This window comes from Mesorhizobium sp. M0854 (assembly GCF_040319815.1).
GTDB lineage: Bacteria > Pseudomonadota > Alphaproteobacteria > Rhizobiales > Rhizobiaceae > Mesorhizobium.
Genome location: NZ_JAMYOL010000001.1, coordinates 282,424 through 303,451 on the forward strand (window position 1 = coordinate 282,424; position 21,028 = coordinate 303,451).

A 21,028-nucleotide genomic window follows, 5' to 3' on the forward strand; every position below is an offset into this window, starting at 1 on the left:
ATCGGCGTCGCCGACCTGCTGCTCGACATCGACACGGTGACGCCCGAGGAAGCGAGCGCGAAGCTCGGCAGACTTACCGCCAATCTCGACCTCTATCGCAGGACGAGCCTTCAGGCAGTGCTTGAGGAGCATGCGTCGGCGATGTCGGCAGGTGAGCTTTTGAGGCCGGTGATTGCCGGCCTAGCGGGCGTTGCGCATGGCGCTGGAAAGCGTGGTGAACAGGGCGCTGCGCGACTGGCGAAGGGCGAGCATGAGGACCAGGCCGATCGAATAATTGAGGGCACCCGCCAGGACCACCGCGAGCAGGTCTGACTGGCTGGTCAGCGATGCCGGCAACTCGCGGTACACGGACCAGGCAAGCAGCGACGACGCGATGAATAGTCCCTGCATGACCAGGAAGTCGGCTGCGGTCACCGGGCCGACCCGGTGGACAAGAACGGCAAGTACCGGGACGCGCAGCACATAACCGCTGATCGCGTAGGCCGCCGCGACACCGACGGCGCCCCAGTGCAGGCCGATGATGAAGGCGGCGACCGTCGTCAGCGACGAGTAGATGCCCCAGTGGAACATGGTCTTGGTCTTGCCCTGGCAGATGAAGATCCAGCCGGTGGTGCTCGAGACGGACTGGATCAGGCTGGCGATGCCCAGCCAGGCGAAGATCGGCGCCACCGCCGTCCAGCGCTCGCCGAAGAGAAGCCCGACGACCTGGTCCGACGTCAGCGTCAGCGCCGCGATGCCGGGCATAGTGATGGCCGCCAGCATCCAATTGGTTCGCACATAGATGTCGCGAAACCGCGCCTTGTCCTCATGGATGCGACTCAGCAGCGGCACCATCACGCGTGTCAGCGGCTGGTTGATGTTCTGCAGCGGAAACAGCAGGAGCTTGTAGGCGCGGTCATAATAGCCGAGCTCGATCGCGCCCGAATATTTTCCGATCAGGATGTTGTCGAGATTGCGCGAGAAGAAGTTGGCCAGATTGAAGCCGGTCAGATTGGCGCCGAAGGACAATATGTCGGTATCGACCTTCAGGTCCGGCCGCGACGGCGTCCAGCGCGCCACCTGCCATGCCGCGGCCAGCGCGACAACAGCCGAAACCGCCGGGCCAATGACCAGCGACCAGTAGCCCAGCCCCGCATAGGCGGCGATTGCGGTAGTCGCAAGTCCGGCAGCGGCGGTTATCACGTCGTTCAGCGCGAGTTGGCCAAAGCGCAAGTGACGGTTCATCAGCGCCAGCGGCACCGCGGCGAGGCTGCCAAGCAGCAGCGGCAAGGCAGAGCCGATGGTGATCCCGACCATGCGTTGATCGCCATAGAAGGCAGCGATGGCGGGCGCCAGGCATGCAACCACCACGGCACTGCCCATCCCCACCAGCGCACTGATCCAGAATACCTGGTTGAGCTGCTCGGTGCTGATATCCTTGCGCTGGACCACAGCCTGTTGCAGGCCAAGATTTTGAAGCAGCCCGACAAAGGCCACGATCGGCCCGACGGAAGCCACCAGGCCGAAATCCTCGGGCACGAGCAGACGGGCAAGCACGATGACCGAGAGAAACTGGATCGCCATCTTGAAGCCTTGCGCGCCGATCGTCACCATGCCGCCGCGCAGGGCGACGCGACCGAACTGGGGGGGCGGGTTGGCGTTCATGCCGGCTGCCTGGCTTCGGCCAGTTGAGCAACGATCTGCGCAAAACGTTCGTTGAGTACGTCCGCGTTGAAATCCTGCTCGATCTTGCGGCGCGCCGCATATGCGATGCGCTCGCATTTGTCCGGGTTCTCTGCCACCCAGACAAGCTTGCGGGCCAACGCCGCAACGTCTCGCTCCGGTGCGAGGAAGCCTGTCTCCTGATCCTCGATCAGTTCGGGGATGCCCGAGTGATAGGTGCTGACGACGATCAGCCCGGCGGCCATAGCTTCCATCAGCGCCACCGGAATACCCTCGAGATCGCCGTCTCGCGCGGCTACGCTAGGCAGCAGGAATACGTGGGCATTGCGCAGGCGCTGCTTGACCTCGGCATGCGGACGCGGCCCGAGGAAAGTCACCCGGTCGGCAATGCCGAGATTTGCGGCGAGCTTCTTCAACTCTTCCAGCAATTCGCCGCCGCCAATCACCGAATAGACCCAGTCGCGCCGCGGCAGGCTGGCGAGCGCCCGAAGGGCGAATTCGATGCCCTTCTTTTCGGTCAGCCGGCAGACCGAGATGAAGGACAGCGTGTCCCGGTCCCAGGAACGCCAATGGTAGCCGATCTCACCGGGCCGCACGCCCATATGGTGAACCATGACTTGCGCCGGGGGTGCGCCGACGCCGATCAGGGCGTCGCGGAAAAACGCGTTCACCGGGAGCTGGAGAACGCCCTTGTCGAAGACAACCTTGTAGCGCGTGAGCGTGTTGTCATGCAGCGGTTCGCCGACATCGCGGCCGTGGAATATGGTCACCAGCGGAGCGGAAATCCGGCCTCGTTTCATGGCGCGGGCGACGCGCATGCCGTTATTGCCGAAATGCGCGACGATCACATCGGCGTTCTGCAACTTGCGCGCAAAAGCGATGTCGACAGCGGTCGAGAGCTTATCCCAGAACCTGCCCGACCATCTCCTGAGCGTCGGGCGAAAGCGCCCCAGCCCGCCCCACCAGCAGACGACCTTGCCAGGGAGACCCTGCCAGCGGCGATCGTCGATGTTGCTGTCCTTGCCGAAGGACGTCTCGTTGCAGACGACGCCGACTTGCATGCCGCGCTCGAGGCACCCTTCTATCTGGTCGAGGACGAAGGTCTCCGACAAAGAGGGGAACTTATCAACTACGAAGCAAATCTTCATCGAATGGACGATCTTTCGAGGCCGGTCGGCGATCTGCTCGCGCGGATGAGGGATGACGCCCGTCGCCGCCGTGCGAGGCGCCTCAAGCGTCTGGGGTTGTGCGTGTCGTTGTCCCAAAGCAGCTCCCACCCTGGTCAGGCGCGAGAGCCGGCTTTTAGGCGACATGCATGGCGTTGGACGAAATACATCAGGCGGCACGCTCCAGCGCGCCTTGCCTGGCGCGGTCGAGAACGCCGAGAAAAGTCGCGAACTGGCTGTCGGGGTTCATTTGCGGCCGCTCCGAAAACAGCTGCGCCGCCGCCGACAGACGGTCGTACTCGGCCTTGTCGCTCCATAGTCGCCTGACCGCGGCGACCCAGTCGTCGAGCGGTGCGTCATAGTCGAGCACCACGCCGCCGGCGCCAATCGCTTCCGGCAGGCCGCCGCGACGGGACCCGACGACTGGAATGCCGCTGCAATGGGCCTCGGATGCCACCCGCCCCCAGGCCTCTTCCCATTTGCTGGGCGCCAGCAGGATCTTGGTGCGGCCATAGACGGTCTTCATGTCGCTGGTGCGGCTTTCCAGCCTGACGTTGCGCAGCGGGGCGATGATCTGTTCGATCTGCGCCCGATGGTCGTCGTCGAGCTTCCAGCTTTCGACGAACAGGAACGGAATTTCGGGGCATTGGCCGGCGATGCGCACGGCGAGTTCGAACCCTTTTTCGTTGTAAGGATTGATCAGCGTGACGAATTCACCGGTGGTCGGCGTGCTGTAGAGCCCGGGATTGATGGTCGGCGGGATCACGGTCGAGTCGATGCCGAACCTTTCCTTATAGGTGCGCGCGGTGAATTCGGAATTGGCGATATAAAGCGCCGAATGCAATTCGCGCAGGTCGCCGGCCAGTTCGTGGAATTCGACGTTCCGCAGATAGACCACCAGCGGTAGTCCGAGCGCCTGCAGCGCCTTTCCGATCGGCACCGATTTGTGGCACTGCACGACGGCGACATCGGGATCGAGCCGTTCGACCGCGAAGCGCGCCGCCTCCCAGGGAAACCATGCCCGCACGACCGGATAGCCGGGATAGCTGTCGATGACCGCTCGCTGGCGAAGCAGCTTCATCTTGGCGCGCGCCTTGAAGCCGAACATGCCGTCACCGAACAGCGCCGCCAAAACCGAGGCGTCATGACCGTGCTCGCGCAGCTGCTCGACCAGATGATGCGTGCTCGACTGAACGCCACCGCTGAACTGCGGCGTGTAGCCGTTACCGCCCGCAAACAGAACTTTCATGGACCTGGCTCCTTGCTGGACCGCCCTAGCGTCACGCCGCCATTCTGCCGATGCTGTGGTATTCGATGCCGTGGCGGGCGATGACCTTGGGGTCGTAGAGATTGCGTCCGTCGAAGATAACGGGCGTGGTCAGCGCGTTCTTCAGCGCATCGAAAGACGGCGCGCTGAAGCTTTTCCACTCGGTCACGATCAAGAGCGCATCGGCGCCTCGCAGCGCGGCCTCCTTGGTGCCGCACAGTTGCAGGTCATCGCGGAGCCCGTAGATCGCCTGGCATTCCTGCATCGCCTCGGGATCGTAGGCCTGGACATTGGCACCGGCGGCCCAGAGCGCTTCCATCAGCGTGCGGGCCGGGGCCTCGCGCATGTCGTCGGTATTGGGTTTGAAGGCCAAGCCCCACAGCGCAAATGTCTTGCCTTTGAGATTGCCCTTGAAATAGCGGTCCACCTTCTCGAACAGGACCGACTTCTGCTGGTTGTTGCGCTCCTCGACGGCACGCAGCAGCTTGGCGTCGAACTTGACGGCCTCGGCGGTCTTGATCAGGGCACGCACATCCTTCGGGAAACACGAGCCGCCATAGCCGAGGCCCGGATAGATGAAGTGGTAGCCGATCCGCGGGTCGCTGCCGATGCCCTTGCGGACTTCCTCGATGTCGGCGCCCAGTTGCTCGGCCAGGTTGGCCATTTCATTCATGAAGCTGATCTTGGTCGCCAGCATGCAATTGGCCGCGTATTTGGTGAACTCGGCACTGCGCACATCCATGACGATCATCTTTTCGTGGTTGCGGTTGAACGGCGCGTAGAGCTCGCGCATCACCGCCTCGGTGTCCTCGTTGCTGGTGCCGACGATGATCCGGTCGGGCTTCATACAGTCGCTCACAGCGGACCCTTCCTTGAGGAATTCCGGATTGGAGGCGACGTCGAAAGCCAGATCCTCGCGCCCGCGCGCCTTCAGCGTTGCGGCGATCCTGGCCTTTATCCTTTCGCAGGTGCCGACGGGCACGGTCGACTTGCCGACGACGATCTTGGGCTCGTCCATCTCACGACCGATGGCCTCGGCGACGGCCAGCACATATTTGAGGTCGGCCGAACCATCCTCGCCCGGCGGCGTGCCGACGGCGATCATCTGGATCTGGCCATGCTTGATCGCCGCGGCGGCGTCGGTGGTGAACTTGATGCGGCCGGCGGCATGGTTCTCCTTGACGATGTTTTCGAGCCCAGGCTCGAAGATCGGGACATGACCCTGGTTGAGTCGCTCGACCTTTTTTGCATCGATGTCGACGCAGACCACCTGATGGCCGACTTCGGCAAGCACCGCCGCCTGTACAAGACCGACATAGCCGATTCCAAAGACAGTCAAATTCATTCGGTTCATCCCTGTTCAAGGCTTCGGGCCTGTTCGAGCTTCGGTTTTCCGACCACCTTCGGCCCGGCCGGTTCAGATGCGCTTCTAGTTTGTGTTGCATGCCAGCGATTCGGGGAATTGGCAGGGCTGGCCAAGTGCGGTGAATGCAACACGATCCACCTGCATGGTGAGCTTGCGGCCCGGATCCGAGAACGGCCCCATCCACCCCTTCATCGTATCGCTGCCCCACAGGCTGAAATAGATCCTTTGCGAATGGGTGGGCAGCTTCGCCGGATCGGTGATCTCGTGGACAAGCTTGCCGTTGACGTACCAGCGCAGCCGGTCCTTTTCCCAGACGAAGGCGTAGTCGTTGAAGGCCTTGTCGGTGCCGCCGGCGACGTCGACCAGTTTCTCGTTCTTGCCTTTGCCGGCTATGTAGGCATTGACCTGGACCTTGGACGTGTCCTTGGTCAGCACCTCGAAGTCGATTTCATCATGCGGCTGCTTGTCGGCATCGCCGACGAAGCTGAAGAATGCCGCGTTGACGCCAGAGCCCGTGTCGGTCTTCATCCGCGCCTCGTAGGTGCCGTAGCCGAAGCGCTGCTTGGTCTGGATCTCGGCGCAGGCGAATTCGCGATCCTTCAGCTTGCGCTTCTCGAAACCGAGCGTCAGCATGCCGTCGGAAAGCTCGATCAGGCTTTTGGACCAGGTGCAGTTCTGATGCTTGCCGTTCGTCCAGCCGTCGGAAATGTACCAGCGCGCGCGACTGAGGCTGGTGAAATCATCGACAAAGGACGGCGCGGTTGGGAGATCCTGCGCGCCGGCGGGCACCAGGCCCGCAACCAGACTGCCGAGAACGACCAGCAGAAACGCGCCGTCTGAACGGAGCCGCCGCAGCTTGCCTGGGATCGGGCGCGTGAACGGGGTGCCTCGGGTTGCCGGGGCGGGCGTGCTTTTAAGATCTGCGTTCATATCAAACTCACCTTGTGCTGTGCGCCCCCAAAGCGATCGTTCGAACCGTGACGAAACAACCTGATCTTGACCTCTGTCGCTCCCAAGCTCCGTGTTGTGCCTAAAACCATTGCGCCGACCCGGGTGTTCGCTCAGCCTGTGCCGGAATCGGCGGGCTTCACAAAATCGGTCCTTATGTCGGGACCGTTCTGCCGCTTCTCTTCGAAGATTTCATCCAGCGAATGACGGAGATCCTTCATCTTCTGCATCTGGCGCGACAGCGCTGCGATGCGCCGCTCGCAATTCAGGATCGACCTGGTCAGTTCGCCGACTTCGGAAGACCTGCGAGAGGAGACCGTTCCGTTCTCCATCGCCTCAACCAGAAAGGCGGCATTGGTAGCCGTTGTCCTGTAGCGGTTCTCAAGGCCGCTCTTCTCCGCCTCGACTTCGGCCGAGATCTGGTCCAGCAGCTTTGCCAACCGATCAAGGCGCGAGGTGTCGGTCTGCGTGTCGCGCGCCGGATCTCTCGACCGGAAGCGAAAGATCGAGGCCATGCAGTCAGCGCCCCATCATCGTCGAGCTGGTGAACGGCCTTAGTGCCCGTCCACATTCAAAAGACATTTCTTGCATCGTCCAGCTCCTCCGACAGGGTATGTCTCGGGCCAGTTCGGTTGGCCGTCCAAAATTGCTGCACCGCAACATAGATTGCCATTCCCTGCGCGCATAGGCAACCACCTAGATCGTAAACTCATGAATCTCGTTGAAATGGTGCGAGCCGACCGAAGGGTAAGGGAGTGGCTACCGCCATCGCACGTTGACGTGCCTAGCTTTCGTTGGCCGTGCTGGTTCCGGCCATGAGGAAGCGCAGCGGCGGCACATGCTGACGCTTCGCAGCGAGACCAGCGCGGCGAAACAGCGCATCCAGCTTGTCGGAGGCAACGCCGCGGACGACGGCTGTGAGGTTGGACGAGCCGGCCAAGGCGTAGGCCGCGGCCGGGGCCAACCCGCGCTCAGCCTTCACGTCTAAAAACTTCCGCAACCGGTATTTGTCGCGGATGTGCCGCTCGTGCCTTCTCAGCGCAGCCTTCGATGCCTCCGGCAAACTGTCGATCGCAAGCAGTGCCAGGTCGGCATCGGCCAGATGCTTCAGGTCCTGGGTCTTGTGCCGTCCGCTCAGCGAATCGGCGCGCACGATCGCGCCGTAGCCACAGGATTTGATGACCTTGAAGCGCGCGCCAAGGGCAACCGCACGCGCATAGAGTTCATAGTCTTCACCCAGGCGCAGCTTCTCGTCGTAGCGCAGCCCATGCCGATCGAGGAAGGCGCGGCTGATCACGGGTTTGAGGAACCCCAGTTCCCCTCGTTGCACACGGCGCCTGGAGATGTTGGCGTCGATGAAACCCTCGAAATCGAGGAATTCCGGCTCGGGCGAGAACGGTGGAGCCACGATTTTCGAAACGTCGGTTGCCGCGTCATCCCTGACAAGCATGATGTTGTCTGCGGCGAAATCCCAATCGGTGCTGGCGAACAGTCTGTGAAACCTGCCTTCGAAAAAGAAATCATCAGCGTCCAGAATGCTGATGAACGGCGACCTGGAACCGGCAATCGCGGCGTTGCGTGCAAAGGATGGGCCGCGATTGGCGTCGAAGCGGATGACGGAAAGACGGCCCGTGCCGTCGCCGGCCGCGTGGGCGACTTTCGCGGTATCGTCGGTGGACGCGTCGTCGACGACGACAACCTCCGCAACCTCAGGCTCGCGTAATGCCGATGCAATGGCAGCCGGGATTGTCCGCGCCGCATTGCGGGCGGCGATGATCACGCAGACCTGGAATGATGTCATAGACATGCCTCTCGGTTGCAGAAGCCGTTGCGGATTTCCTCGCCCCGTCCGCTCAATGCCCCACCGCCCATCCTGAAATGCATCGGCCCAAACGCCTATGCTGCAAGTGCGAAGCAAGCATCGCCAAAATCATCGGCGCCGTCCAGTTTTTCATTTTGCTGGGTGTCATGGCCCGGTTGGGTAGGCGGCGAGCCTCAATCGGGATGGCTCCAGAAATGCGCCGCTTGGCAGAGCCGTTCCTACACGCTCCATCAGAGCGCTCGACTGGCAGAAACCAGTTGCTGATCCTCGCCGACCGGACGGCGGCGGGGCGGAGCGAGCGCGTCGAGGCCCGCAGTGTCGTCGAGGCCCGCAGTGTCAAGGAATTGAAAGAACAGGAATGCCGACTGCCGGTGTTGTTGAGGCGAGCAATTCGTCAGAGGACCGGCGAGCTTAACCACAGGTCACATGGACATCGCAGACCGCGACCAGGCCCGAAATCAGTGAAGGCCTCTCCTGGCGCTGAGTTTCTCGCCTTCGGCCGCTTCGTTCGAACTCAGCTTTCGTTCAGCGTCGCGGATTTTGTCGGCCGGGGTCGGGGCATTTCTGGCAACCATGGCAAAGACCAGCAGAAAATAACCCAGTTGGATGACTATAGCGCAGCCGATGACACGAAACAGCGTCGTACCGAGCGAGGCGCCGCCCAAATAGGACCAGACGATCACGATCGCCAGCGCAAAACACATTCCGATAATGAACTTTGGCAGTGACATACCCGATAGCCCGTCAACCGGCTCGGGAAAAAATGTCGACAAGCCCACCCCGAGCACCTCCCTTAAACTCTGCGAGCTTATTTAGGTTGCCCGCTTCTGGCCGGTTGCTTCCGGCCTAGCCCAATCTGTCCATAGTCCGACAGAAACAATTTGCAACTCTATTGAGCCGCGCAATAGGCGGCAAGGGCAGCTGCGGAATAAATTTTAAACGAATCCTCGGGATCGACTCTACCATGGTGCAACGCACACGTCGGCATCACCACTGATTGCCGGATATCGACTCACTCCAGTAAGATTTATAATATTGAATAGATTTTAGCATAACATCAGTCATTATCTTGAAATTCTAAATGACGGCAAAGCTCCACAGGAGGGTATAAAGAGCGATTCGCCTAAAATCAGCCCCAAAATAGGACTAGTTTTTCCAAAATTGCCCATAATCTGTCTCTTTTGCGACATAAAGGCGAAATTTTGTGCAGGACGAGTTTATTATTTAGTCAGTTCATGACGCGACTATTACAGCCGTCTGGGAAATTGTGTGTTGCGCTGCAACATTTTTTTGGTATCGTGCGGTAAACCATCCGTTCAACGTATGGAGTTTACGCATGAGGGACGTAGCCAAGCCGGCCGATGCGGATTTTTCGCAGGCCGGCGTCGATTTTCCGCCACCGATTGGCGGCCTGCTCAAACGCAGCTTCGATATTGTCGGTTCGCTGATCGGCCTGGTCGCTCTCAGCCCGCTGTTCGTGATGATAGCGCTGCTTGTCAGGTTTTCCGATGGCGGGCCGATTTTCTATGGTCACAGCCGGATCGGCCGCGGAGGACGGATTTTTCCGTGCCTCAAGTTCCGCACCATGGTTCCAGACGGCGAGCGGGTGCTTGCTGCCTATCTCGCCGCGAATCCGGAGGCCAACGCCGAATGGATAGCGACCCGCAAGTTGAAGAACGACCCGCGGATCACGCGCGTCGGAGCGGTGCTGAGGAAGCTCAGCCTCGATGAGTTGCCGCAGATCATCAACATCCTGCAGGGGGATATGAGCCTGGTCGGGCCTCGTCCCGTGGTGCGCGATGAGCTGGAGATTTATGGCAATTCGGCCGTCTATTATCTTAAATCGCGCCCCGGCCTGACAGGGCTGTGGCAGGTCAGCGGACGCAACGATGTTTCGTATGACAGCCGCGTCGCATTCGACAGGCACTATGTCGAGAACTGGTCGATGTTCGAAGACATCCGCATCATCATCAAGACCGTACCCGCGGTCTGGATGTCGCGAGGCTGCTACTGACGGCCGCTTGCTGGCCGTGCATCGAGGAGCGACTGTCCAGAATTCGGGCCTGGAACTCAGGCCCCTAACTCAGGCATCGGCAGCTCATCGGGCGGGGCAAACCAGATCGGAAACGCTCAGTTGAAAGCAGATATAATCGATATTTTTTGCACCGGTATTCTCTCCAGACGCATGCGGCGAGTACGGCTTTTGACGACTTGCCTTACAATGGCGACCGGCCTGACGCTGTCGCTCGCCTTGCCACAGTTTGCCTTCGCCGACGACTATCGCCTAGGAGCACAGGACAAGCTGACCATTCGCGTGGCGGAATGGCAGACCGTCGAAGGCACGTTCCGTGACTGGTCGGCCATCAATGGAGAATACACGGTCGGGCCCGCTGGAACCTTGTCGGTTCCCTTCGTCGGCGAGATGCCCGCATCCGGCAAGACGACTTCGGAGATCGCCGCATCGCTCGGCGAGGCGCTGCAGCGCAAGCTCGCTCTGGCCGACAAGCCGGAGGCTTCCGTCGAAATGGCACAGTACCGGCCATTCTACATCTCCGGCGAGGTGCAATCGCCCGGCCAGTATCCTTGTGTGCCTGGGTTGTCCGTGCTGAAAGCGATGAGCATTGCCGGCGGAGCCCGGCGGAACCCGGAGAGCGGGCAGCGCTACGACCGCGACCTGATCAATGCGAAGGGCAATTTCGACGTATTACAAGACCAATTGGTCAGGCTGACCGTCAAGCGCGCCCGCATCGAAGCGGAACTGGCGGACAAGCCGGCATTCGTGGTTCCGAAAGAGGTGGCCGACGATCCGAAGCTGCCCAGCATCGTTGCCGATGAGACGGCGATCCTGGCGGCCGACCAGAAGAAACTCAAGCTGCGCTTGCAGGCGCTCGACGATTTGAAGGCGCTGCTGCAGAGCGAGATCGATTCGCTGCAGAAAAAGATCGTCAACCAGCAGAAGCAGGTTGATCTGGCGAAGGAGCAGCTCAACGGCATCGGCTCGCTGGCGCAAAAGGGCCTGGTCGTCAACACGCGGGTTTTGAACTCGCAGCAAACCATCGCCGACCTCGAGGGCCAGATCCTGGATTACGAAACGGCGATTCTCACGGCCAAGCAGTCGATCAGCAAGGCCACCCAGGACGCCATCGATCTCGAGAACACCCAAAACTCCAGCCTCGCGACCGACCGGCAACAGACGGAAGCCGATCTCAACGAGGCGACGCTGAAGCTGAATATGGAAAAGGCCTTGATGTCCGAAGCCTTGTCGGGCAGCCCCATGCCGCAATTCTACGGCAACAACGAACCAGCGGCCTTATCATTTTCCCTGGTGCGGGTGGTCGACGGCAAGACCAGCGAAATCACCGCCGATGAAGACACGCCGGTGCTGCCAGGGGACGTGATCAAGGTCAAACCGGCGCCCCTGGCCATCCAGTAGCTTCTTTCCACCGGAGCAAAGCACCGACCCCGCAGGCAGCGGTCTGCGGGGTTTTTGCGTTTGGGATCTTATGGATCAGAAAACAAGCCGGCCTTCGGGCAACGAACCGCCTGGATCCGCCCGCTCTAGCCTCGCACGGCGTCCGGTTCCTCTAGATGGTTCACGGCGCTCCACCGGGAAGGAGCGACGGCCGGCACCCTCACCAGCTTGAAGTAGCTGTAGTACAGCAGGAACGATCCCATGATGTAGGGATTGAGGGTCTCGACCTCGACGAAGGATCGGATGAACAGAAGCACCATGACGCCGGCAAGAATCACGGACTCGGCTTGCCATGTCCTGAATATCAGCGCCGAGACGTGACCCCAGAGCGTGCGCAGGATGATCAGCGAAAGCAGTGTCGCGCCGACGAAGCCGAGTTCCACCAAGGTCTCGATGTAGGTGTTGTGGAAGTGGAAGCCGCTTCGCGCGGCGATATAGAATTCGTTCCACAGCCGCTCGGCCTCGGAGAAGCCCTGCACCCAATAAGCCGCGTAGCCGACGCCGAGGATGGGCGATTGCTGCGCGGCATTCCAGCCCTGTTGCCAGAGGTAGGTTCGTCCGGTGAGCGTCGAATCCTTGCCGAAAAGGCCAAGGACAAAGTCCATCAGCCCGAGATTCAGCGCAATCACGGTGCAGGCGACCAGCCCGCCCGCACCGATCATGAAAATCACCCGGCGATGGCGGAGCGAAAGCAGCTTGCCGATGGAAAGCAGGGCGACAAGAGCGAGAACCGCGGGGGTAGATGCCATCGAAGTGGCGGAATGCGACACCACCAGCAGATAGCCCGATAGAAGGACAATCGGTATGATCAACAAACAGCTTATCCGTCCGCGCCTGAGAAAGGCGAGGTAGACAACGCAGAAATAGATGCCAAGCGATGCGACAAAGCCGATCTGGTTCTTGGAACTGAACGCGCCGACGAAATTATACGTCCCATCGAGAACGTCGTAGGAATAGCTCGCGACCTTGAGCGAGTAGAGCAGGACGACGAAAATCCCGATCAGGGCGCCTATCGTCAAGGTCCGGACGCTGACGGTGCGCGCGGCAATGTAGGCGCAGGCGATATGGGAGCAATATTGGACGGCCGTCCTTGCCGTGGTGCCGGGAGCTGCCGACCAGAACACCGAGAAGCAGACATAGGTTGCGAAGGCCAGCGGAAGCCAGGCGCTGGAAGCGTGCCTTAATATCTTGCGGTAGTCGACCAGGATGAGCGGTAGCCAGACCGCATAGTAGGCCAGGATCATGGCCTGGCCGAAAATGGTCGAGTAGGAAAACGCCCAGATCGAGACGGCAACGGCAAAGCTGCCATAGACCGTGTTCTTGTCCGGATCGATCAACAGAGATTTTGGAATCTTCATCTCGATAGCGGTTTTCCGTCCTTGCAGCTCAATGCCGATTTCATGGGCCGCTCGTGGGCCGATCCGTCGGATCGATGGGAGCCTCGCCTGCAGGCGCTCGCATTGTGCAGTGCAATATAACCCATCCGGCGCCGCCTGTCACCCGGATGCCAACCGGGCGCGTCGTTCCAGCCGTTCTCTCCGTATCGGGCTCTCCATACGGGCGAGACGATTTGGCCAGAAGGCAGTGCCGTACAATTGACCGGTTCTGGCCCATCATAAGCTGTTCTGAGGTTGCAAGTCCGCGCTTGAACTTGTCCGCCGTTGACTTCACATTCGCCGCCCATTGGGAGGAAGACACATGCCGATGAGTTTCGCGGGACGATTTGCCGGACGATCTGCTGTTATCACCGGCGGCGCCTCAGGCATCGGCCTGGCCGTCGCGCAAAGGATCACCGACGAAGGCGGGCGTGTTTCGGTATGGGATCGCGATGCCGCCCAGATCGAGCAGGCCAAGGCCATTGTTCCAGGCCTGCACAGCGTGACCCTCGATGTTGCCGACCCCCTAGCCGTCGAAGCCGCCGCCGGAGAGACGATCGAAGCGCTTGGCGCAGTCGATGTCCTTGTCACCAGTGCTGCCATCACCGGACCGAACATGACGACCTGGGAGTATTCCGTAGAGGATTGGCGCCGGGTCATCGACATCAACATCAACGGCGTCTTCTTCTGCAACAAGGCGCTGGTCTCACATATGCTCGAACGCAATTACGGCAGGATCGTCAACATCGCCTCGATTGCCGGCAAGGAAGGTAACCCGAACGCCTCGGCCTACAGCACCTCCAAGGCGGCGGTGATCGGCATGACCAAGTCGCTCGGCAAGGAACTGGCCAAGACCGGGGTGACGGTGAACTGCGTCACGCCGGCGGCCGTGCGCACCGCGATCTTCCAGCAGATGAGCCAGCAGCACATCGACTTCATGCTGTCCAAAATACCGATGGCGCGGTTCGGCGAGGTCGATGAGGTGGCGGCGCTGATTTGCTGGATCGCGTCCGAGGAATGCTCGTTCACGACGGCTGCCGTCTTCGACGTCTCCGGCGGCCGGGCGACCTACTGAGGCAGGCCGGACGCAAACCGCGCGACCGGATCGCGGCGCCTTAGTCGTGAAGCTCTCGCGAGATCGGCGGGCCGATCGAAAAATCGCTGAATGTCACCTCGAAGCCCTCGCGCTGCGGCGAACAGCACATCATGCCGACATCGACCGTTTTCGACGGCGGGAAATAGGCAAGCCGCACCGGTTTCCATTGCTTGTCGGACACGTCCAGATACTGGACGCGGATCGTCTCGGCATGGCGGGTCAGGCGGATCCTGACCCCGTCCGGATCGGCCGGAATGCTGGCCAGCGACCAGTCGGAGGCATCGTTGGTGACGACGACAGAAAAATACATCAGCCCGTCGGTGTATTCGATGCCGGCCTTGATCCAGTGCGTCTCGCTCAGGCGGACCATAAGCCCGGCCTGATCGTAAAGCACCTCATAGTGCCCCTTGACCGTGACTTCGGCGCTGAAATCGCCCTCGACCTCACGATAGAGGAAATGGCCATTGTCGCGCCAGAAGCCGTAGAACGTCTCGCGCCAGAAGTCGGTCTCCTCACCGGTCCGTACATGCACCGTATTGTTGCCGAAGGCGTGGTGCGGCGGCGGATTGAGCCAGGTCAGGTCCGTATTCTCAGATGCCATCGACTTGCTCGCTGCCTGGCTGGTCTGCCGCCTTTTCTTAGCCGGCAAACGTGTAAGCGGTCTTCACCGTGGTGTAGAACTCTGCGGCATAGCGGCCCTGCTCGCGCGGGCCGTAGCTCGATCCCTTGCGCCCGCCGAAAGGCACGTGGAAGTCGACGCCCGCCGTCGGCAGATTGACCATGACCATGCCGGCTTCCGAATTGCGCTTGAAGTGCGTGGCATGCTTGAGGCTCGAGGTGCAGATGCCGGAGGTCAGGCCGAACGGCGTGTCGTTGGCCACCGCCAGCGCCTCGTCATAATCCTTGACGCGGATGACGTTGGCGACCGGTCCGAAAATCTCCTCGCGCGAGATGCGCATGGCGTTGGTGGTTTCGGTGAACAGCGCCGGCTGCAAATAGAAGCCGCGGGTTTCACGATCGAGCCGCTCGCCGCCGAAGGCGAGATCGGCACCTTCCTGACGTCCGATGGCGATATAGTCCTCGTCCTGTTTGAACTGGCTCTGGTCGACAACCGGCCCGATCTGGGTCTTGGCATCGAGAGCGTCGCCGACGACCAACTTGGCCATGCGGTCCTTGAGCGCCTCGACGAAGCGGTCGTGAATGCCGTCCGTCACCACCAGCCGGGACGACGCCGTGCAGCGCTGGCCGGTCGAGAAGTAGGCACCGTTGATGGCGCAGTCGACAGCGACGGCAAGGTCGGCATCGTCGAGCACGACAAGCGGGTTCTTGCCGCCCATTTCGAGCTGAAACTTGCGCATGTGCTCGACGCTGGCGGCGGCGACGCGCTTGCCGGTGCCGACCGATCCGGTGAAGGTGATCGCGTTGAGGTCAGGACTGTCGAGCATGGCCTGGCCGACCACCGAACCTTTGCCCATCACCAGGTTGAGCACACCCTTGGGCAGCCCGGCGCGGTGCAGGATGTCGACAATAGTCCAGGCGCTCTCCGGAACGAGTTCCGCCGGCTTGAAGACGATGGTGTTGCCGTAGGCCAGCGCCGGAGCGATTTTCCAAGCCGGAATGGCGATCGGAAAATTCCACGGCGTGATGATGCCGACGACGCCGACCGCTTCACGGGTGATCTCGACGCCGACGCCGGGCCGCACGCTCGGCACCAGCTCGCCCGACAGGCGCAGCGTCTCGCCGGCGAAGAAGTCGAATATCTGGGCGGCGCGGACAGTCTCGCCGATGCCCTCGACCAGCGTCTTGCCTTCCTCGCGCGCCAACGCCCGGCCGATTTCATCTTTCCGCGCGGTGATCTCGTCCGACGCCTTCCTCAGCACCGCATGGCGGGCCAGCAGGCCCGATCGGGACCACGCCGGAAATGCCGCCTTCGCCGCCGCGATGGCCTGCCGGGCGTGCTCGGCGCCTCCCGATGCATATTCGCCGACCACGTCGTCGAGATTGGACGGGTTGATGTTACGGGAGCCGGCATCGCCTACCCACTCTCCATCGATGAGGTTCTTTCGAAACGGGATCATGTCGCTGTCTTCCTTGTCGTCCTTCGATCGCCGTCTATCTGGACCACCGACCGCCGCACCGCAAGGCCGAAGCCAGGCAAACTTCTCCTCCTCGACAGGCATGTGATAGGTGTCGGGGCGGGAAAGACGATTCCAGTGTGGTGCGACGCGGATCGCACGGGAGGAAAGCATCATGTCCAACAGCGCCTTGCCGCTGGTGATCAGCGCACCCGAACCGCGCACGCTCGACCTGATCTTCACGCCGGCTGCGCTGGCGAAATTTCGATCGAAATACCGCATCGTCGAAATATCGCCCGAAGCGGTGGCGGCGCTGCCGGCCGATATCCTTGCCGAGGCGCGCTATATCGTCGGCCAGCCACCTATCACGCCGGAGACGCTGGAAAGAATGAAGGCGCTGCGCTGCATCTTCAATGTCGAGAGCAACCTCATCAACAACATGCCCTACGAGACGCTGTTTTCGCGCGGCATCCATGTCGTCACCACCGGGCTGGTGTTTGCCGAACCGGTGGCCGAGCTCGGCCTTGCCATGGCGCTCAACCTCGCCCGCGGCATCGTCGACGCCGATCTCGCCTTTCGTCAGGGCAAGGAGCTGTGGGGCGGCGACGGCAACCGGACGGCACGGCTTCTTTCCGGCGCGGATGTCGGCATTATCGGCTTCGGCGATCTTGGCCGTGCGCTCAACCGGCTGCTGTCAGGCTTTCGCACGCGGACAAAAGTCTTCGACCCGTGGCTGCCGCCGTCGATCCTGATCGAAAACGGCGTCGAGCCCGCCTCTCTCGACGACGTTCTGTCGAACAGCGATTTCGTCTTCGTCGTCGCTTCCGTGACTAGCGAAAACCAGGGCTTCCTCGGCGCCGAGGCGTTTGCCAGGATGCGCAAGGGAGCCGCTTTCATCCTGCTCAGCCGAGCCGGCGTGGTCGATTTCCCGGCGCTGATGGACATCGTCCGCAGCGGCCATATCGTCGCCGCCAGCGATGTTTTTCCTGAGGAGCCGCTTGGCCAGGATCACCCGGTCCGCACATTGCCGGGGTTCCTGCGCTCCGCCCACCGGGCCGGTGCGCTCGACATCGCTTTCAAGCGGATGGGCGACATGGTGCTGGAAGACATGGACCTGGTCGACCGCGGCCTGCCGCCGATGCGTTCGAAGCGGGCCGAGCGTGAGACCGTTTCGCGAATGCGTTCGAAGCCGGTCGACAAGAATTAGGCCGTCTGCCCGACGGGTCGCACATGCTCAGATGGTGAAGGACCAAAACAGGCAGGCCAGTGTCGCTGCGGCGAAGACGACGAAGAACAGGCTTCGCAACAGGATGTTCCGGCGCAGCTCGTTGATGAAGAGATGGCATCCGACGACGGCTGCGACAAACAGGAACCGCCAGTTCAGCAGTGCCGGGAGCACATCGCGCTGACCGAAAGCAAATCTCGCGGCGAGACATCCAACGATGACCGCAAACAACAAGATGACCGTCCAGAAGATCGCATCGGCGGCATGTGTCAGGACGATGCCAGCGAGCCTGATCGGCAGAACCATCATCAGCAGTGCGCTGAAAAAATAGATCGCCGCGAGCGGAATGAACGTCCCCGCATCGGCGATGTCGCTCAAGCGCTTGGCACCGATCGCGCCATAGGGATAGCCATGCCTGGCCACCATCAGGCAGAGCGCCATCAGCAAGGCCGCCAGCGCGGCGGCAAGCGCGAATGAGGTCAGGGCTTTGCTCATGAGGCTCCCGTTCCGAGCGAATCGAAGTCAGAACGTTGGTAGCCCATGGTTTGTAAATTGCTAGTAAGCATCATGCGGCGGCACGGCAGAGTTCTCGGCGCATTCACTCCGCAGCTTGCAGACGCCGCCCGTCGATAATGGTCTTGATCTCGGCGCGGCAAGAGCCGCAATTGGTGCCGGCGTGAAGGACGGCGCCGATTGCCGCGACGCTGGTACAGCCGCCGCGTACCGCTTCCGCGATCTGGTTGGCACCAACCCCGAAACAGGCGCAGACGATGGCACCGCGGTCGACGCTGTTGCCGCCCGGCCGCCCGGCGACAATCGCCAGCCGCGCCTGCCGATTGGCATGGTCAGCGCCAAGTTGTTCGACTGCCCAGCCGCGCGACACCGCCACCGGGGTTGGCGCAAGATAGAGCGCGCCGACCAGCCTATTGCCTGCGAAACGGGCGAAGCGATGGTGCCCGCCGGCGATGTCGTGATAGGCGAGCGTCTCGCCTTCCATGCCTAATAGCGCGGCGGCAAACCCGGTCCAGTCGCGGCTGTCCTGCAGCGCAATTTCAAGCCGCCAGCCGGCGGGGCCGCGGGCGAGGCTCCAGTAATCGGCGTCGATCGATGCGGGCCGTTCGGCAAGCACGGCGAAGCCGAAGGCTGTGGCGGCGAACCGCTCGATGCGGGCGGCAACATTCTTCGAGGCCGGTTGGCCTGAAATCGCATCGGTCGTCGGCGCGACCAGTGCATCGACGCGCGCGCGGCCGGAGAACTGATCGGTCCAGTGCATCGGAACGAATACAGAGCCTTGGCGTTGGCGCACCGTCACCAGGGCGCGGACCAGCACCTCGCCATGGGCAGTCGAGACGCGGACGATCTCGGCATCGCCGATGCCGAAGTGCTGCGCATCCGACGGGTGGATTTCGACGAACGGTTCGGCCATGTGCTGCGACAAGCGCGGGCTCTTGCCGGTCCGCGTCATGGTGTGCCAATGGTCGCGCACGCGCCCGGTGTTGAGCACCAGCGGGAAGTCCGGGCTGGTGCGGGTTTGTGCGGCTGGGCGGATGGCAATGAAGCGTGCCTTGCCGTCGGGTGTGTAGAAATTGCCGTTGGCGAAGAAGCGGGTGCTTTTGTCCTCCAGCTGGCGCCGCGCGCGCCCCTCTGGCCTGCCGGCCACCTCCCCCTCAAGGGGGGAGATTGGCGGTTTTGCCGGCTGCGCCCACTCATCAACCTGGGAGACTGGCGACAGCCGAGCAGCAGGCTGATCTCCCCCCTTGAGGGGGAGATGGCCGGCAGGCCAGAGGGGGTCATCTGCGACGGCCTCCACCTCGGTGGGGCGACCCGGAGAGGTCGAGACTTCACCACTGACCCCACCCCGTCCCGCTTGTTTCGCTTTGCTCAACGCGCGTGCCGACCCTCCCCTCAAGGGGGAGGGTGAGGCCGGCGCTGGCCATTGGAACGGCAGAAGATCCTCATAGGCCTCTGCACCGATATCGCCATACGTGCCTATATCAAAATCGCGCGCGCCGTCATTCTCGAAGCCCGACAACGCGGCATGCTCGGCGAAGATGTCGGCCGGCGACACATGCGAAAAAGCCTCGCCGAAGCCCATCCGCTTGGCGACTTCAGCGATGATCCACCAATCTGGCCTTGCCTCGCCGGGCCTGGCCAAAAAAGCGCGCTGGCGCGAGATGCGGCGCTCCGAATTGGTGACGGTGCCATCTTTTTCGCCCCATGCGGTGGCCGGCAGCCGGACATGGGCGTGGCGGACCGTGTCGGTCTCGCCCAGCACGTCCGAGACCACAACAAACGGGCAGGCCTTGATCGCCGCTTCGACGGCATCGGCATCCGGCATCGAATCGACCGGATTGGTGGCCATGATCCACAGCGCCTTGATGCGTCCGTCGGCCACCGCTTGGAACATCTCGACCGCTTTCAGGCCGGGTTTTTCGGCGACGGTTGGGGCATTCCAGAAGCGCTGCACGCGTTTGCGGTGCTCGGGGTTTTCGATCTCCATGTGGGCGGCCAGCATGTTGGCCATGCCGCCGACCTCACGGCCGCCCATGGCGTTGGGCTGGCCGGTCACCGAGAACGGCCCGGCGCCGGGCTTGCCTATGCGGCCGGTGGCTAGATGGCAGTTGATGATGGCGTTGACCTTGTCGGTGCCCGCAGACGACTGGTTCACGCCCTGGCTGTAGACGGTCACCGTCTTCGCCGTCGCGGCAAACAGGCTGTAGAAGCGGGCCAGTTCGTCCTCACTGAGACCCGTGGCAGCCGCGATGCCGGCAAGATCGAGCGCCGAGGCGGCGAAAAGCGCTTGCCCGAAGCCGGTCGTGTGCGCCGTGATATAGGTGCGGTCCAGCGCGTTGTGCTGGCCGAGATAGGCGAGCAGCCCGGTGAACAAAGCGACGTCGCCATCGGGCGCGATCGCCAGATGCATGTCCGCGATGTCTGAGGTCATGGTGCGGCGAGGGTCGACCAGCACCACCTTCATCTCGGGCCGCTTTTCCCGGGCAGCGGCAATGCGCTGGTAGAGTACCGGATGGCACCAGGCGAGATTGGAGCCGACCAGCACGATCAGGTCGGCAAGTTCCAGATCCTCGTAATTTCCCGGAACGGTGTCCGAGCCAAAGGCGCGGCGGTGGCCGGCGACCGACGAGGCCATGCACAGGCGCGAATTGGTGTCGATATTGGCCGAGCCGATAAAGCCTTTCATCAGCTTGTTGGCGACGTAATAGTCCTCGGTCAGCAACTGGCCGGAAACATAAAAGGCGACCGAACCAGGGCCGTGTTCGGCAATGGTTTGCGAGAAGGTCGAAGCGACAAGGTCGAGCGCTTCGTCCCAGTCGGTGCGGCGACCGTGGATCTCCGGGTATAGCAACCTGCCGTCGAGATCGATGGTCTCAGCCAGCGCCGAGCCTTTGGAGCAGAGCCGGCCGAAATTCGCCGGGTGGTCCGGGTCGCCGCGAACGGTTATTTCACCGTCCGCGGCGACCTTCGCCAGCACGCCGCAACCCACCCCGCAATAGGGGCAGGTGGTCCTCACCTCGCGCGCTTCATCAATCTGCAT

At 61.9% G+C, this 21,028-nt stretch carries 17 protein-coding genes; 4 read left to right on the forward strand and 13 right to left on the reverse strand.

The window, feature by feature from the left end; genetic code table 11:
• Window positions 1-180: 180 nt before the first annotated feature.
• The 8 genes from NKH99_RS01280 to NKH99_RS01315 form a co-directional block, all read right to left on the reverse strand.
• Window positions 181-1,644 (reverse strand): lipopolysaccharide biosynthesis protein, encoded by a 1,464-nt coding sequence (locus tag NKH99_RS01280; protein WP_352469926.1) that lies wholly within the window; start codon window positions 1,642-1,644, stop codon window positions 181-183.
• A complete protein-coding gene (locus NKH99_RS01285; protein ID WP_353012138.1) occupies window positions 1,641-2,927 on the reverse strand; it encodes a glycosyltransferase in 1,287 nt (428 codons plus the stop codon). The genes NKH99_RS01280 and NKH99_RS01285 overlap by 4 nt, the downstream gene beginning before the upstream one ends.
• 70 nt (window positions 2,928-2,997) lie before the next feature.
• Window positions 2,998-4,077 (reverse strand): glycosyltransferase, encoded by a 1,080-nt coding sequence (locus NKH99_RS01290; protein ID WP_353012141.1) that lies wholly within the window; start codon window positions 4,075-4,077, stop codon window positions 2,998-3,000.
• A 31-nt stretch (window positions 4,078-4,108) separates the two neighbouring features.
• Window positions 4,109-5,440, reverse strand: coding sequence for a UDP-glucose dehydrogenase family protein (locus NKH99_RS01295; protein WP_352469923.1), 1,332 nt, complete (start codon window positions 5,438-5,440; stop codon window positions 4,109-4,111).
• A gap of 84 nt (window positions 5,441-5,524) precedes the next feature.
• Entirely contained in the window at window positions 5,525-6,391 is an 867-nt protein-coding gene (exoK, locus tag NKH99_RS01300; protein WP_353012144.1) for an endo-1,3-1,4-beta-glycanase ExoK, read from the reverse strand.
• 131 nt (window positions 6,392-6,522) lie between these two features.
• Window positions 6,523-6,924, reverse strand: a complete 402-nt coding sequence (locus NKH99_RS01305; RefSeq protein ID WP_352469921.1) for a hypothetical protein — start codon at window positions 6,922-6,924, stop codon at window positions 6,523-6,525.
• 269 nt (window positions 6,925-7,193) lie between these two features.
• Window positions 7,194-8,216, reverse strand: a complete 1,023-nt coding sequence (locus NKH99_RS01310; RefSeq protein ID WP_352469920.1) for a glycosyltransferase family 2 protein — start codon at window positions 8,214-8,216, stop codon at window positions 7,194-7,196.
• 473 nt (window positions 8,217-8,689) lie between these two features.
• The gene (locus NKH99_RS01315; RefSeq protein WP_352454700.1) at window positions 8,690-9,010 is read right to left on the reverse strand and encodes an exopolysaccharide production repressor protein; all 321 of its coding nucleotides are present in this window, start codon (window positions 9,008-9,010) and stop codon (window positions 8,690-8,692) included.
• A gap of 557 nt (window positions 9,011-9,567) precedes the next feature.
• Between NKH99_RS01315 and NKH99_RS01320 the strand changes: the two genes are divergently transcribed.
• Together NKH99_RS01320 and NKH99_RS01325 are read left to right on the forward strand one after the other, a co-directional pair.
• Window positions 9,568-10,245 carry a sugar transferase gene (locus NKH99_RS01320; RefSeq protein WP_023676307.1) on the forward strand — a complete coding sequence of 226 codons (678 nt, stop codon included), beginning with the start codon at window positions 9,568-9,570 and terminating at the stop codon, window positions 10,243-10,245.
• A 207-nt stretch (window positions 10,246-10,452) separates the two neighbouring features.
• Window positions 10,453-11,664 carry a polysaccharide biosynthesis/export family protein gene (locus tag NKH99_RS01325; RefSeq protein WP_353012147.1) on the forward strand — a complete coding sequence of 404 codons (1,212 nt, stop codon included), beginning with the start codon at window positions 10,453-10,455 and terminating at the stop codon, window positions 11,662-11,664.
• Window positions 11,665-11,789: 125 nt separating this feature from the next.
• On the opposite strand, the gene NKH99_RS01330 is transcribed toward NKH99_RS01325, so the two are convergent.
• On the reverse strand, window positions 11,790-13,061 hold the full coding sequence (locus NKH99_RS01330) for an O-antigen ligase family protein (protein WP_353012150.1): 1,272 nt from the start codon (window positions 13,059-13,061) through the stop codon (window positions 11,790-11,792).
• Between the two features lie 340 nt (window positions 13,062-13,401).
• Between NKH99_RS01330 and NKH99_RS01335 the strand changes: the two genes are divergently transcribed.
• The gene (locus NKH99_RS01335; protein WP_352469916.1) at window positions 13,402-14,154 is read left to right on the forward strand and encodes an SDR family NAD(P)-dependent oxidoreductase; all 753 of its coding nucleotides are present in this window, start codon (window positions 13,402-13,404) and stop codon (window positions 14,152-14,154) included.
• A 40-nt stretch (window positions 14,155-14,194) separates the two neighbouring features.
• Here NKH99_RS01335 and NKH99_RS01340 read toward each other — a convergent pair whose 3' ends face one another.
• A complete protein-coding gene (locus tag NKH99_RS01340) occupies window positions 14,195-14,776 on the reverse strand; it encodes a DUF1349 domain-containing protein (RefSeq protein ID WP_353012155.1) in 582 nt (193 codons plus the stop codon).
• Window positions 14,777-14,813: 37 nt separating this feature from the next.
• A complete protein-coding gene (locus NKH99_RS01345) occupies window positions 14,814-16,250 on the reverse strand; it encodes an aldehyde dehydrogenase family protein (RefSeq protein ID WP_353012453.1) in 1,437 nt (478 codons plus the stop codon).
• Window positions 16,251-16,425: 175 nt separating this feature from the next.
• On the opposite strand from NKH99_RS01345, the gene NKH99_RS01350 reads away from it, so the two are divergent.
• The gene (locus NKH99_RS01350; RefSeq protein ID WP_352769062.1) at window positions 16,426-17,457 is read left to right on the forward strand and encodes a hydroxyacid dehydrogenase; all 1,032 of its coding nucleotides are present in this window, start codon (window positions 16,426-16,428) and stop codon (window positions 17,455-17,457) included.
• 27 nt (window positions 17,458-17,484) lie between these two features.
• Here the strand turns inward: NKH99_RS01350 and NKH99_RS01355 are convergent, their stop codons facing one another.
• Both NKH99_RS01355 and NKH99_RS01360 read right to left on the reverse strand, forming a co-directional pair.
• Window positions 17,485-17,970, reverse strand: coding sequence for a hypothetical protein (locus NKH99_RS01355; RefSeq protein ID WP_352813841.1), 486 nt, complete (start codon window positions 17,968-17,970; stop codon window positions 17,485-17,487).
• A 103-nt stretch (window positions 17,971-18,073) separates the two neighbouring features.
• Complete coding sequence (locus NKH99_RS01360; protein ID WP_353012158.1) at window positions 18,074-21,028, reverse strand: nitrate reductase; 2,955 nt, start codon at window positions 21,026-21,028, stop codon at window positions 18,074-18,076.

Coding starts and splice junctions, on each gene's coding strand:
- NKH99_RS01350 (WP_352769062.1), top strand. CDS start 16,426: ATGTCCAACAGCGCCTTGCCGCTGGTGATCAGCGCACCCGAACCGCGC.
- NKH99_RS01310 (WP_352469920.1), bottom strand. CDS start 8,216: ATGTCTATGACATCATTCCAGGTCTGCGTGATCATCGCCGCCCGCAAT.
- NKH99_RS01305 (WP_352469921.1), bottom strand. CDS start 6,924: ATGGCCTCGATCTTTCGCTTCCGGTCGAGAGATCCGGCGCGCGACACG.
- NKH99_RS01325 (WP_353012147.1), top strand. CDS start 10,453: ATGGCGACCGGCCTGACGCTGTCGCTCGCCTTGCCACAGTTTGCCTTC.
- exoK (WP_353012144.1), bottom strand. CDS start 6,391: ATGAACGCAGATCTTAAAAGCACGCCCGCCCCGGCAACCCGAGGCACC.
- NKH99_RS01295 (WP_352469923.1), bottom strand. CDS start 5,440: ATGAATTTGACTGTCTTTGGAATCGGCTATGTCGGTCTTGTACAGGCG.
- NKH99_RS01330 (WP_353012150.1), bottom strand. CDS start 13,061: ATGAAGATTCCAAAATCTCTGTTGATCGATCCGGACAAGAACACGGTC.
- NKH99_RS01335 (WP_352469916.1), top strand. CDS start 13,402: ATGCCGATGAGTTTCGCGGGACGATTTGCCGGACGATCTGCTGTTATC.
- NKH99_RS01340 (WP_353012155.1), bottom strand. CDS start 14,776: ATGGCATCTGAGAATACGGACCTGACCTGGCTCAATCCGCCGCCGCAC.
- NKH99_RS01355 (WP_352813841.1), bottom strand. CDS start 17,970: ATGAGCAAAGCCCTGACCTCATTCGCGCTTGCCGCCGCGCTGGCGGCC.
- NKH99_RS01290 (WP_353012141.1), bottom strand. CDS start 4,077: ATGAAAGTTCTGTTTGCGGGCGGTAACGGCTACACGCCGCAGTTCAGC.
- NKH99_RS01320 (WP_023676307.1), top strand. CDS start 9,568: ATGAGGGACGTAGCCAAGCCGGCCGATGCGGATTTTTCGCAGGCCGGC.
- NKH99_RS01280 (WP_352469926.1), bottom strand. CDS start 1,644: ATGAACGCCAACCCGCCCCCCCAGTTCGGTCGCGTCGCCCTGCGCGGC.
- NKH99_RS01360 (WP_353012158.1), bottom strand. CDS start 21,028: ATGCAGATTGATGAAGCGCGCGAGGTGAGGACCACCTGCCCCTATTGC.